Here is a 12,794-nt window from a genome sequence, read left to right on the forward strand (position 1 = left end):
ATTAAATTTCTTTATTTTCGTAATCTAGATCAATAAATAGTCACTATTGTTAATTGTGATGTTGTTTAAGTGTCTGAATATAATAAACTGAATGTGTTGATATATTTTGTAAGTGATATTGAAATATTACATTGAGGGCGGGCATATGACGGCGGCACCACGACTAAATACAGATAAACCGGTCTCACTATTAACCGATTTATCCTCAGCACAACTCATTGAGATAGCACTAAATCGTTCAGAAGGGCACCTGGCTGATAATGGTGCTCTGGTGGTTGAGACTGGGCATCGAACCGGCCGGTCACCAGCAGACCGATTTATCGTCAAAGAGTCGTCTACAGAAAACGACATTGACTGGGGTGATGTAAACAAACCCTTCAGCCCCGATAAATTTGACGCGTTGTGGCAACGGGTTGACGCCTATTTGCTACTACGAGAGCATTTTCTTTCACACCTGCAGGTTGGCTCTGACCCTACACACGCACTGGCCATAAAAGTTCGCACAGAAACTGCGTGGCACCATGTTTTTGCGCGGAATCTCTTTATTCAGCCTGAGGTGTGGAACTCCAACAACGATAAGCCCTGGCAAATAATGAACGCCCCAGGCTTTAAATGTGAGCCGAAACGAGACGGTACGAACAGTGACGGTGTTGTCATCATCAATTTTGCTCAGAAAAAAGTGCTAATTGCCGGTATGCGCTATGCGGGGGAAATGAAAAAAGCCATGTTTAGCGTGCAGAACTTCCTGCTTCCAGCAAAAGAAATACTGCCAATGCATTGCTCCGCAAATGTGGGGGAAGAGGGAGATGTCACGCTTTTTTTTGGTCTGTCTGGTACGGGAAAAACCACACTTTCGGCTGATCCAAAGCGATTTCTTATCGGCGACGACGAACACGGTTGGGCTCCTGGTGGTGTTTTTAACTTAGAAGGCGGTTGTTATGCAAAATGCATCGACCTGTCGCAAAAGAACGAGCCGGTCATTTGGGAAGCCATCCGCTTTGGCGCGGTTTTGGAAAATGTGGTACTCGAAGAGGGCAGACATCCTGACTATCACGATGTTAGCCTTACTAAGAATGCAAGAGCTGCCTATCCGCTTTCTCATATCCACAAGCGCGTAACTGAAAACAGAGGTGGAGAGCCCCGTTCTGTAGTGTTTTTAACCTGTGATGTCAGCGGCGTATTGCCCCCAGTGTCAGTGTTGAATGAGGAAGCTGCGGCGTACCATTTCTTGAGTGGCTACACTGCCAAGGTGGGGTCTACAGAAATTGGCTCGACGGCAGAGATAGAATCAACCTTTTCTACTTGTTTTGGCGCACCATTTTTCCCTAGGCCTGCTGGCGTGTATGCAGAATTGTTGATCAAACGTGTGAAAGCTTTTGGAGCAAAGGTGTATTTGGTCAATACAGGATGGACAGGCGGACCTTACGGAACGGGCTCACGATTCGATATCCCCACAACCCGGCGCATCATCGACGCCGTTGTATCAGGCGAACTTACCTACGTTAGAACACAGCATATTGAGGGGCTTAACCTGGATGTGCCGGTGGCAGTACCTGGCGTTGATTCAGCATTGCTGGTGCCTGAAAACACCTGGCAAAACAAAGCTGATTACGATGAGTATGCGAGAAAACTTATTTCTGCATTTAACGCAAATTTTCAAAAATACGAGGTGAGCCAGGCTATTGTGGATGCAGGTCCGAGAACCATCTAAATCATCCAGGGAACCACTCCAACCTTTTTGCCCGTCTCACGACGGGCTTTTTTTGCTATCTGTTTATTGAGCCGTTGCCGCCTGAATTACAGATAAATCCATATAAGTGGCATAGTTACCGATAGAGCTTGTCACAGCTTCATTTTGCATGAGCTCGCCCATGGCTACCTGACCAACCAATTCAAAGGCTCGTTGGGTAGCCATAGGATCGACTTCTACTGCGGCTTTAAATTGTGCCGGGCAGTCTTTACCGAGTAAGCGGGTTACCAATGCACCGATATATTTATCGGTAGACTCTCTGTTTTCTGCTGTAATGTTTGAATAGCTGGTGATATCAGGATGTGCCGCCATGGAAAAATAAATCCACTTAGCAAGTTCTTTTCGTTCTTTTCCATTTAGAGAATCGACCAGACACTGCCCCAACTGATTGGCCGACGCAGAGGCTGAAACCAGAGTGGCCACCGAGAGTACCAGGGCACTTATTAATTTTTTCATAAATTATACTTCCTTAGTCATTTAATGCCGTCAGGTATGCATCTCGACAGCAGGCATAATTCAACGCCCTCCAAGACAGCGTTGAGTGACATATCATATCGGTAAAAAATATAGACACAACCGGCCTTTTTAACTTTATCGCGTTCTCAAGTGCTTCAGGTTTGCGATACCATAAGTAAATTCAACTATCATCCACATCCATAGAGGTTTTGTGCACCATTCTTCGCCTGCCCAGTTTTTAGGGTTGACCCCTATTTTATTTTTTGTCGCAATTATGGTTTTTGCCGGTTTCTGGACTGATGACGTAACGGCAATGCCCGTTTTGGTGGCGTTTTTTCTGGCTGCCGGATACGCGTTGTGCCTAAACCCTAAAGACAAACGGTTGTCGCTTAATGAAAAAATTGCCATCTTTTGTAATGGGGCTGGAAATAAAAATATTGTACTGCTGGTACTGATATTTTTACTTGCAGGAGCCTTTTATTCACTCACAATTGATATAGGTGCCCGTGACGCCACGGTAAACCTTGCCTTAAGCATTATTCCAACACCCCTTATACTACCTGGCTTGTTTGTTATCTGTTGTTTCATTTCATTCTCAATGGGTACATCAACAGGCACGATTACCGCTCTTGCTCCCATTGGTTTGGGGCTGGCTGATGGCTTAGGCGTTGAACCTGCGCTGTTGGCCGGCGTTGTTGTGGGTGGTGCTATGTTTGGCGACAACTTGTCTTTTGTTTCCGATACGACGATTGCGGCTACCCGCAGCCAGGGAGTGCAGTTAACTGACAAGTTCAAGGCTAACTTGCTCATCACATTGCCCGCGTCAGTCATCACTGTGCTGATCCTTGCATTTGTACCAGTGGCGCAGAGCACTTCGCTGAATCAAGCAGACTATGACCTGGTGCGAATACTCCCCTACTTACTGATCATCATTAGTGCGCTGGCTGGTATTAATGTCGTATTGGTGCTCGCAATTGGTATTGCCTCTGCGGGGATTATAGGTTTGATGAATGGTAGTTTTGCACTTATGGAAATGTGGCAAAGTATTCAAACTGGTATGGGATGGATGCAAAACCTTTCACTGATTGCTCTGACAATCGGTGGAATTGTTAGTTTAATGCATGCTTATGGCGGAATTGCGTGGCTAATTCGCGCCTTGACCAGAAAAGTCAGAGGACGGCAAGGCGCTGAATTCAGCATAGCAGCGTTGGTCAGTTTCCTGGATTTATCCACTGCAAACAATACCATTTCGATAGTAGCCGCGGGACCTATTGCCAACGATCTAAATAAGGAATACGGCGTTGATCCTCGCCGTACCGCGAGTATTCTCGATGTGTTCTCCTGCTGTTTTCAAGGCATGGTACCCTACGGTGCGCAAATACTGACTGTTTCAGCGGTAGGCGGTATTTCTCCGCTTTCCGTTTCCGCTTATGCGTGGTACCCCATGTTGCTGCTGGTTTTTGGCATACTTGCCATCGCTTTTAACGTGCCGCGGTTTGTCACCAAACAGTGATAAGACTCAGTTGCGCAGAGGTAGCCAAAATTCAGCAATCAGTCCGCCCTGAGGATGATTTCGCAGGGCAATTTGCCCGAGGTGCATGTTAATTATTTTGCGCGTAATTGCCAGTCCCAAACCTGAGCCCAGAGACCCTCTGGCCATATCACCTTGTTTGAAGGGGGTAAAAACATTGTCCAGGTCGTCTTCGGGAATGCCTGGCCCAAAGTCTCTGATGCGGCAGTATACGCGGTCTTGCGATTTGTCGTGAAATGTACTTATTACAATTCGGTCGGTGCCATAGCGAAAAGCATTTTCTATGAGGTTGTCTAACACACGTTTGAGTGCAATTTTACGAACGGGAGTATCGGGGATCGCATTGAGTTTTAGCGATATTTCGTGATTCTGATGACGCCCGTGAAGCTTGACCAATTCTTCAATAAGATCATTAACATTTACCGCTTCCCATTGTTCTGTGCGGTCACTGCGCGCATACTCAATAAACTGGTCAATAATGGCATTCATATCTTCGATGTCGTCGTTGATGCCGTCCCTGATCCAGTCATTGTCCTGAGATAACATTTCAGATGCCAGACGAATTCGGGTAAGAGGAGTGCGAAGATCGTGAGAAATACCTGCTGTCATCATTGTGCGTTCGTCTTCTAGCTGTTTGATACCCTGGCTCATGCGATTAAATGCCCGGGTTACTTCTCGCATCTCGGTACTCCCTTGTTCCTTCAGGGGCGGTGGGAATAACCCCTGACCAACCTGAATGGCAGCTTGTTGTAATGCCTTAAGCGGCCGGTTCATGTGTCTGACAAACCACCAACCGCCAGTGACGCTTAAAATACCGATAACCATTAGATACATTGTTGGGGGCGGTGAAGTGTTACTATCATTGCCCCCCACCAGCGGAATACTTACCCAGGTATTTGGATGTGACGATAGGGAAATCCATACGCGATAAGGTTCATTACCAATTGAGGTTTCCGTTGTACTTATTCTGACATCCGCTTTCACGCCTATCTGTTTAGAAACCTGTGAGGACATAAAATTATAATGCTTAGCAGACTTGAGCCCCTGTTGTAAGGCCTGCTCAGTGGTGACAACTTCCACTTTTGTACGTTTTGCATAATCAAGACGCGCCTCTAAAGAGGCATCCATGAGGTTGAGCGCGTTTACACTTTGAACCTGAGTTGCTAATAAACTACTGATTTGTTTTGTGGTTGGGTGTACAAAATAATAGGTGACCGACAGATAAGACACGACCTGATTGATCAGCAATAACACGCCAATTAACAGAACCGTTTGGCCAAATGCACTGGTGGGTAATATTCGCATAGCTACGCAGGCTACGCCTGTGCTTCACCATCGGGCACAAATACGTAACCGAGCCCCCAAACTGTTTGAATATAGCGAGGGCTCGCCGGATCCTTTTCCAGCATGCGGCGCAGTCTTGAAACCTGCACGTCAATGCTACGCTCCAGAGCACTGTAATCCCTGCCTCTGGCGAGGTTCATTAGCTTATCTCTGGACAGCGGCTCGCGGGGGTGTGTGACCAACGACTTTAATACGGCAAACTCACCACTGGTAAGGGTGAGGGGCACACCGGCTGCACTCATTTCCCGGGTCGCCAAATTTAAACGGTATTCTCCGAATTCAACAATTTGCTCGTCTTTGGAAGGCGCGCCTGGGGCTTCGGTGGTTTTTCTACGAAGCACAGCTTTGGCCCGGGCAAGTAGCTCCCGAGGATTAAAGGGCTTGGGTAAATAGTCGTCTGCACCCATTTCCAGGCCGATGATGCGGTCAACTTCGTCACCTTTTGCGGTAAGCATAATAATAGGCATGTCGTTATCAGACTGGCGCATGCGCCGACAAATCGACAAGCCGTCTTCGCCAGGAAGCATGAGATCAAGAACCATTAAATGGAAATTTTCCCGTTCAAGTAGTCTGTCCATCTGCTCAGCGTTAGCAGCTGAACGAACTTGAAATCCCTGCTCAACCAAATAACGCTCAAGCAAACTTCTCAAACGCATATCATCGTCTACAACCAGTATTTTGGACGTTTCCTGACCCATGACTCTTATTTCCTACGGTGCTAAATGCCGCTATTGTTATTCGGGAACGGCGACAGTAAACATGTCACCGTTTTTATATAGGATCACTATACTCAGTAAAATTCACAGACAAAAGACCTGATATGTTGCAAATGATGTCAGACAGCCGCTTATTCGCTATTGCTCTCCAACCCAGTCCATCTGGCTTCCCGCTCTGCGTTTTTGATCGAGAATGTCTTCAATTAACGGGGTGAGAATTAATTCCATTGCCAATCCCATTTTTCCACCCGGTACAACCAATGTGTTAACACGGGACATAAAAGCCCCGTCAATCATTTGCAACAGGTAAGGGTAATCTACGTTTTTCATTTCTCTGCGAAAGCGAACCACTACGAAGCTTTCGTCCTGGGTTGGAATTTCCCTGGCACTAAATGGGTTTGAGGTATCGACGGTAGGTACGCGCTGAAAATTTACATGAGTTTTTGAAAATTGCGGTGTGATGTACTGGAAGTAGTCATCTAACCCTCTCACAATACTGCTCATAACCGCCTCTCTGGAGTGACCGCGATCTGTGGTATCCCGCACAATTTTTTGAATCCACTCCAGATTCACAATTGGCACCATGCCAACCAGAAGATCCACGTGTTTTGCCACGTCGTTTTCTTCTGTCACCACACCGCCGTGAAGGCCTTCATAGAACAACAGATCGGTATTTTCAGGTAACGCTTGCCAAGGCGTAAAAGTCCCTGGCATCTGATTGAAGGGCACGGCTTCATCGAAGGTGTGCAAGTATTGTCTGAATTGACCGGTCCCCGTTTGACTATATTCGCGAAAAAGGGTTTCGAGCAAATCAAAATCGTTGGCTCGCGGGCCAAAATAACTAATGTGCCGGCCCTGCTCCTGTGCTTTTCTAATTTCCACTTCCATTTCAGGACGGGTAAACCGGTGGAAGCTGTCTCCGCCAACCACTGCCGCATTAACACTAAGGTTGCGAAAGATATGCCGGATAGCATTTGTGGTTGTTGTCGTGCCTGCACCGGACGAACCGGTAATGGCAATAATTGGGTGTTTGGCTGACATAATAGACAATCATCGATATTGGAACACTGTTATAAGCTGTCAGCAATCAAGAATCAAGGGGCAAGCAAATAGCACGATAAAATACTAACCAGATCTCTTGATAAGCGCTATGATAAAAAAATGTTATGGCGTGAGGTCCACTAGTATGTGGCAAAATGCATAGTTTGGGCTTTAACGACAATGTGTTGACAGTAGTAGGTGATACTCTCATGACACTCAACAAAAATGAAAAAGAGCAATTTGTACTTTTGAGATCGCTTTTTAACCATATAAGTGACGCGGTCTACATTATAGATCCCGAAAGTGCCAAAATTCTTGACGTTAACAAAGCTGGTTACCAGGATCTTGGCATGAAAGCCGATGAGGTACTCTCCCACACAGTATTTAGTCTTCAACGGGATGTACTCGATATTAAGCATTGGCAAGAGATGTTGTCGGTATTGAGAACGTCAGAAACTTTTGTATTTTCCGGTCACCACGTTCGCAAAGACGGCACAGAATTTCCCGTTGAGGTTCATACTAACTTTTTAGTTCACGACGGTGCCGAGTATCTTATATCCATTGCCCGGGATATTAGTGAAAGGGTGCGTTTGCAAACTGAACTCAAAACACGGGAACCACGTTTGCGCTATATGCTGAATGCCGCTGGTGATGGCCTGTGGGATTGGAATTTGTTCACCGATGAGGTTTTTTTTAGTCCGCAACTAAAGCGTATGTTGGGGTACGGCCCTCATGAAATGGAGCCGCATTTAGACAGCTGGAAAAATAATGTACATCCGGATGATCTTCCCCAGGTATATGATGAGTTGCAGGCTCACCTAGAAGGAAAGAAGCTCCGGTATGAGGCTGAGTACAGACTGCGAAATCGCAGTGGTCAGTATTTGTGGGTGCACGACCATGGCATGGTGTGTGAGCGCAATGAGCAGGATGAGCCCGCGCGGGTTATAGGTGTGGTAAGAAATGTCAGTGCCAGTAAAGCGTTAGAGGAGAAGCTCAGGGAGCAAGCATCGCGGGATGAGCTTACCCAATTGTTAAACCGGCGAGCCGGTTATGAACAATTTTCCCGTTACCTGTCGCTAGCCAAACGTCAGGGGCAATCGTTATCTGTGGCGCTTTTTGATCTCGATAACTTCAAGCAAATCAACGACCAGTGCGGGCATTTGATTGGTGATAAAGTACTACAGGAAACTGCCGTCATAATGACTGCAGAACTTCGCGAAAGTGACGTGTTGTTGCGCTGGGGCGGTGAAGAGTTTCTACTGCTAATGCCTGATACTGGTGTCAGTCATGCTTTTACTTTGTGTGAGCGTCTGCGAACGTCCTTTGCAGAAAAGGCCGCCAAATGCAATCTTACTCCTTTATCAATAACATTAAGTGGCGGTATTGCTTGTTACCCGACGCACGGCAATACGATTGAAGAAATGGTAAAGTGTGCTGATGATGCAATGTACAACGCCAAACATGCGGGGCGTGACAAAGTGTTCATCAGTGATGCTGGCGGTGTTTAAGTAATTTCACTATTAACTCAGCTTCTTCTTTGTCAAGGTGCAGCAACGCCCTGACCTTCTCAATATGTTGGAATTCTGTATCGCTTAGATGTCCGTCTTCCATTGCATTATTCACTAAGCTGCGAAACCGCTCCCGCCTTACGTGTAGTTGTGCGGTAAAACTGGATGACAAAATACCTGCTGGTAGCGCGTAAAGCGCTACGCCCATTAAGGTAACCATTCCTCCAAACACTTTTCCCACCGACGTTAACGGCACCACATCGCCGTAACCTACTGTGGTGAGTGTAACCAGTGCCCACCACATGGCGTTAGGGATGGTTCCAAAAGCTTCAGGCTGCACATGACGCTCAAGGTAGTAAATGCCCGTGGCGGCAAATGTCATAACAATCAACAAAACCGTCATGGCGGCGAACAGTGTTTTGGCTTCATTGCGCAACACTTGCCAAAGTAACTGCACTGAGCGGGAGTAACGGCCCAGTTTGATGAGGCGGGTAAGCCGCAACAGACGAAGAATGCGTAAATCCAGGGTGAAAAACATACTGAGGTAGAAGGGCAGAATGGCCAGCAAATCAATAATGGCCATAGGTGAGACCATGTAGTGTAAACGTTGCTTCCACAACGGTTTATGGCTGTGCTTCTCGTTGTAATCTTCCACCGAGCACCAGACTCTTATTACGTATTCAACGGTAAAAATAGTCACGGAAACCCCGTCGAATAGCCAGAGTTCATGACGCCAGACCGTGGCCACTTCAGGTACGGTTTCAAGCATCATTGCCACAGCATTGGTAAAGATGAGAAATATTAAAAAGTAATCGAACACACGACTGGGCCATTCGCCAGGCTGATTTTCTCGGTAGGGCTGGATTATGCTGTGTAGTTTTCTGCGTAGCGGTTGTTTTTCCATGGTTATTTACTGTGGTCGATTATGTCATCTACGATGGCCTGTTCTTCTGATAACGAGTCGTTGATCGGGTCTTTGTTCGGTAAGATGGCGTTTAATATTATCGCAACGACACTGCATAAACTAATGCCTTGTAAAGTAAACTCCCCCTGCCCGAACACCATACCACCAATACCAAATACCAGGGTAGTCGATACGATCACCAGGTTCCGTGATTTTGCTAAATCAATTTGAGCTTTCACCAGGGTATTTAACCCTACGGTTGCAATCGAGCCAAATAGCAGGATCATGATCCCGCCCATCACTGGTGTAGGGATGGATTGCAATGCGCTACCAAACTTAGCGAACCAAGCCACAGTAATTGCAAATATGGCGGCCCAGGTCATAACCCGTGGATCAAAAGCTTTAGTGAGCATCACGGCACCAGTGACTTCAGAGTAAGTGGTATTTGGTGGCCCGCCAAAACATGCAGCGGCGGATGTCGCCAGGCCATCACCAAACAGGGTTCTGTGTAACCCGGGTTTGCTCAAATATCGCTTTCCGGTAATGTTGCTGATGGCCAGAATGTCTCCAACGTGTTCCACTGCCGGTGCAATAGCAACGGGGATCATAAATAACACCGCCTGCCAGTTGAAAGTGGGCAGCACGAAGTCAGGCATTGCAAACCAGGGTGCCTGGGTAACGCCTTCCACTGATAACATATCAGTGAAAGAAGCGACGAATGTACCCGCCATCACGCCGAATAAAATGGGTACAAGTTTAAACACGCCTTTCGCAAAAACAGCCGCTGACAATGTGGCAGCTAATGCTGCCATCGAAACCCAGATTGCTTCTGCGTAGGGGTATAAGGTGAGTGAACCGTCTCCGCTTTTCCCCAGCGCCATATTTACGGCAACAGGTGCAAGGCCTAATCCAATCACCATAATTACCGGGCCGGTGACCACCGGCGGTAACCAGCGGTGAATGAATCCCGACCCCTTAAATTTAACTGCTAAGGCGAGCAGCATGTAAACTACGCCTGCGGCGAACAACGCACCCATGGTATCCGACACGCCCCAGTTTTTAACTGAAGCGCTAATGGGGGCAATGAAGGCAAACGAAGAGGCGAGGAAGATAGGTATTGTGCGCTTTGTTACGACTTGAAAGAGTAATGTGCCCACACCCGCAGTAAACAGTGCGACACTGGGGTCCAGCCCTGTTAGCAGTGGTACAAGTACCAGTGCGCCGAACGCCACAAACAACATTTGTGCACCTGAGGCCATGAGTTGAAAAGAGGGTATAGAAAAGGGCATATTTCTTTCTCTCATTAAATCTTGTCAGATACAAACAGGGGAACCGATAGTCATGGTTCCCCTGGTATGGTTTGGCGAGCTGGTGGCAATTTACGCCTGAGCTTCCCGAGCGATGGCCCGATAAGCAATGTCAGTTCTAAAATACACCTCATCCCAACTGATGGTATTGAGCAATGCATAGGCTTTTTGCTGTGCTTCAGTGACATTATTACCCAGCGCGGTGGCACACAAAACACGTCCTCCGGCTGTAACAACTAGTCCGTCCTTCATCGCCGTACCAGCGTGGAATACTTTACCTTCAGCTTGTGCCGCGTCATCGAGGCCACTAATTACATCGCCTTTGTTGTAGCTGCCAGGGTATCCGCCAGCAGCCAGTACTACACCTACCGCTGCACGCTCGTCAAAGTCGATAGTTTTGCCTTCCAGTTCTCCTTTGCAGGCGGACAAACACAGCGACACGAGATCAGATTGCAAGCGCATCATAATAGGCTGAGTTTCAGGGTCGCCAAAGCGGCAGTTATATTCAATAACTTTGGGTGTGCCGTCGGCCATTATCATTAGCCCGGCATACAAAAAGCCAGTGTAAGGGTTACCTTCTTTTGCCATGCCTTCTACGGTAGGAAGTATGACTTCTTTCATTACACGGTCGTGTATGGCTTGAGTAACCACAGGTGCTGGAGAGTAAGCGCCCATTCCACCTGTGTTTAACCCGGTATCGCCATTGCCCGCACGTTTGTGATCCTGACTGGTGGCAAAAGGAACCACATTTTTGCCGTCAACCATCACAATAAAAGAAGCTTCTTCACCATCGAGGAATTCTTCAATTACTACGCGACTGCCTGCTTCGCCAAATGTGTTGCCAGCCAGCATGTCGCGGATTGCGGCTTCTGCCTCTTCCAGTGTCATGGCCACGATCACGCCTTTGCCCGCCGCCAAACCGTCAGCTTTTACCACGATGGGCGCGCCTTTTTCACGAACATAAGCGATAGCAGGCTCAATCTCAGTAAAGTTTTGATATTCAGCAGTGGGGATGGCGTGACGGGCAAGAAAATCTTTTGTAAACGCTTTGGAACCTTCCAATTGAGCAGCAGCTTGCGTTGGACCGAAAATAACCTGGTCTGCAGCTGTAAATGCATCTACTACACCCTCAACCAAGGGAGCTTCCGGGCCAACAATGGTCAAATCAATGTGGTTGTCTTGGGCAAAAGCCAGTAAACCTTCGATATCAGTGACGCCAATAGCTACGTTTCGCAGCTTGGGTTCAGTTGCTGTTCCGGCATTTCCCGGGGCTACAAACACGGCAGAAACATGTTCAGATTGTGCGGCTTTCCACGCCAAAGCGTGTTCACGGCCACCGCTGCCTATCACTAGTACGTTCATCAAAGCGTTCCGTTACTTAATTATTCGGGTTTTACAAATTTCAGAGTCATTCGGTTACTTTCGCCAATGGCCAAGTACTTTTCCTGATCTTCCTCGCCCAGGCGAAGTGAAGGAGGAAGTGTCCAAACACCGCGAGGATGATCGGCGGTATCCATTGGGTTGGCATTTACACTGCTTTCAGCGACCAATTCAAAACCGGCGGCCTTGGCAGCGTCAATAACGAAAGATTTTTTCATATAGCCGCTGCTTTTCATCTTATCGTCAGCAGCAGATTCAGGAAGCGCGTGTTCTACAACACCTAACACGCCACCGGGTTTCAGGGCTTTATAAAAGGTACTAAATGCGTTGACTACCGCGTCTCTTTCACCACCCATGAACCAGTTGTGCACGTTGCGGAAAGTCAGCACGACATCAGCCGAACCAGCTTTGGCGATGGCGAGGTCTTTTTGCGGGTGAAATGCTGTGACTTCAGAGCCTGTATAAGGGCCGCCGTCCATCGTTTTTTCTTTGAACTTGGCTAAGGCGTTTTTATAGTAGTCACGACTGTCCTCGTCCACGTGAAAGTGAGCCGCAACATACTGGCCGTCATCTTTTAACATGGGGGCAAGAATGTCTGCATACCAACCACCACCTGGCCAAATTTCCACCACGGTCATGTTCGGCTTCACTCCAAAAAAGCGCAGAGTTTGCTGAGGATGGCGGTATTCGTCCCGCGCTTTAGCATCTGCTGAGCGGAAGTCGTTTTTAACCGCATCCTGAATGGCATCAGCACTGGCAAAAGTGGGTACCATGGCTGCGGAGGCGGCGAACAGAGAAGCGGCAAGTAAACGCATTGTGGTCTTCATTTAAAGTATCCTTGTTTGTCGTAACGGTGC

The 12,794-nt window shown here is 47.6% G+C and carries 11 protein-coding genes; 3 read left to right on the forward strand and 8 right to left on the reverse strand.

All coding sequences use genetic code 11. The annotated features are described in order from the left end of the window. Positions 1-145 precede the first annotated feature (145 nt). Positions 146-1,711 carry a phosphoenolpyruvate carboxykinase gene (locus ACXACM_RS03805; protein ID WP_474819902.1) on the forward strand — a complete coding sequence of 522 codons (1,566 nt, stop codon included), beginning with the start codon at positions 146-148 and terminating at the stop codon, positions 1,709-1,711. A 63-nt stretch (positions 1,712-1,774) separates the two neighbouring features. On the opposite strand, the gene ACXACM_RS03810 is transcribed toward ACXACM_RS03805, so the two are convergent. Beyond that, positions 1,775-2,206: a hypothetical protein gene (locus tag ACXACM_RS03810; protein ID WP_474819903.1), complete on the reverse strand. Its 432-nt coding sequence runs from the start codon at positions 2,204-2,206 to the stop codon at positions 1,775-1,777. Positions 2,207-2,396: 190 nt separating this feature from the next. Here ACXACM_RS03810 and ACXACM_RS03815 point away from each other — a divergent pair, with 190 nt between their 5' ends. After that, entirely contained in the window at positions 2,397-3,719 is a 1,323-nt protein-coding gene (locus tag ACXACM_RS03815; protein WP_474824211.1) for a Na+/H+ antiporter NhaC family protein, read from the forward strand. A gap of 6 nt (positions 3,720-3,725) precedes the next feature. Here the strand turns inward: ACXACM_RS03815 and envZ are convergent, their stop codons facing one another. From envZ to ACXACM_RS03830, 3 genes are all read right to left on the reverse strand, one after another. Next, on the reverse strand, positions 3,726-5,042 hold the full coding sequence (envZ, locus tag ACXACM_RS03820; RefSeq protein ID WP_474819904.1) for a two-component system sensor histidine kinase EnvZ: 1,317 nt from the start codon (positions 5,040-5,042) through the stop codon (positions 3,726-3,728). An 11-nt stretch (positions 5,043-5,053) separates the two neighbouring features. Then, positions 5,054-5,779, reverse strand: a complete 726-nt coding sequence (gene ompR, locus ACXACM_RS03825) for an osmolarity response regulator transcription factor OmpR (RefSeq protein ID WP_474819905.1) — start codon at positions 5,777-5,779, stop codon at positions 5,054-5,056. Positions 5,780-5,935: 156 nt separating this feature from the next. After that, on the reverse strand, positions 5,936-6,838 hold the full coding sequence (locus ACXACM_RS03830; RefSeq protein ID WP_474819907.1) for a phosphoribulokinase: 903 nt from the start codon (positions 6,836-6,838) through the stop codon (positions 5,936-5,938). 209 nt (positions 6,839-7,047) lie between these two features. On the opposite strand from ACXACM_RS03830, the gene ACXACM_RS03835 reads away from it, so the two are divergent. Continuing rightward, the gene (locus tag ACXACM_RS03835) at positions 7,048-8,346 is read left to right on the forward strand and encodes a sensor domain-containing diguanylate cyclase (protein WP_474819908.1); all 1,299 of its coding nucleotides are present in this window, start codon (positions 7,048-7,050) and stop codon (positions 8,344-8,346) included. Here the strand turns inward: ACXACM_RS03835 and ACXACM_RS03840 are convergent. The 4 genes from ACXACM_RS03840 to ACXACM_RS03855 form a co-directional block, all read right to left on the reverse strand. Next, positions 8,324-9,250: an ion transporter gene (locus ACXACM_RS03840; RefSeq protein WP_474819909.1), complete on the reverse strand. Its 927-nt coding sequence runs from the start codon at positions 9,248-9,250 to the stop codon at positions 8,324-8,326. The two genes, ACXACM_RS03835 and ACXACM_RS03840, sit on opposite strands and share 23 nt — an antisense overlap. A gap of 2 nt (positions 9,251-9,252) precedes the next feature. Next, on the reverse strand, positions 9,253-10,539 hold the full coding sequence (locus tag ACXACM_RS03845) for a uracil-xanthine permease family protein (protein ID WP_474819911.1): 1,287 nt from the start codon (positions 10,537-10,539) through the stop codon (positions 9,253-9,255). Between the two features lie 90 nt (positions 10,540-10,629). Continuing rightward, positions 10,630-11,919: a phosphoribosylamine--glycine ligase gene (gene purD, locus ACXACM_RS03850; protein ID WP_474819912.1), complete on the reverse strand. Its 1,290-nt coding sequence runs from the start codon at positions 11,917-11,919 to the stop codon at positions 10,630-10,632. 20 nt (positions 11,920-11,939) lie between these two features. Continuing rightward, positions 11,940-12,752 (reverse strand): class I SAM-dependent methyltransferase, encoded by an 813-nt coding sequence (locus tag ACXACM_RS03855; protein WP_474824213.1) that lies wholly within the window; start codon positions 12,750-12,752, stop codon positions 11,940-11,942. Positions 12,753-12,794: the final 42 nt, after the last annotated feature.

It is taken from the genome of Alteromonas sp. AWQ4_252 (assembly GCF_056158205.1).

Excerpts from the sequence above, each read along its gene's own strand:
- ACXACM_RS03830 (WP_474819907.1), bottom strand. The coding sequence starts at position 6,838 with ATGTCAGCCAAACACCCAATTATTGCCATTACCGGTTCGTCCGGTGCA.
- ACXACM_RS03810 (WP_474819903.1), bottom strand. The coding sequence starts at position 2,206 with ATGAAAAAATTAATAAGTGCCCTGGTACTCTCGGTGGCCACTCTGGTT.
- ACXACM_RS03855 (WP_474824213.1), bottom strand. The coding sequence starts at position 12,752 with ATGCGTTTACTTGCCGCTTCTCTGTTCGCCGCCTCCGCAGCCATGGTA.
- ACXACM_RS03840 (WP_474819909.1), bottom strand. The coding sequence starts at position 9,250 with ATGGAAAAACAACCGCTACGCAGAAAACTACACAGCATAATCCAGCCC.
- ompR (WP_474819905.1), bottom strand. The coding sequence starts at position 5,779 with ATGGGTCAGGAAACGTCCAAAATACTGGTTGTAGACGATGATATGCGT.
- purD (WP_474819912.1), bottom strand. The coding sequence starts at position 11,919 with ATGAACGTACTAGTGATAGGCAGCGGTGGCCGTGAACACGCTTTGGCG.
- ACXACM_RS03845 (WP_474819911.1), bottom strand. The coding sequence starts at position 10,539 with ATGCCCTTTTCTATACCCTCTTTTCAACTCATGGCCTCAGGTGCACAA.
- envZ (WP_474819904.1), bottom strand. The coding sequence starts at position 5,042 with ATGCGAATATTACCCACCAGTGCATTTGGCCAAACGGTTCTGTTAATT.
- ACXACM_RS03805 (WP_474819902.1), top strand. The coding sequence starts at position 146 with ATGACGGCGGCACCACGACTAAATACAGATAAACCGGTCTCACTATTA.
- ACXACM_RS03835 (WP_474819908.1), top strand. The coding sequence starts at position 7,048 with ATGACACTCAACAAAAATGAAAAAGAGCAATTTGTACTTTTGAGATCG.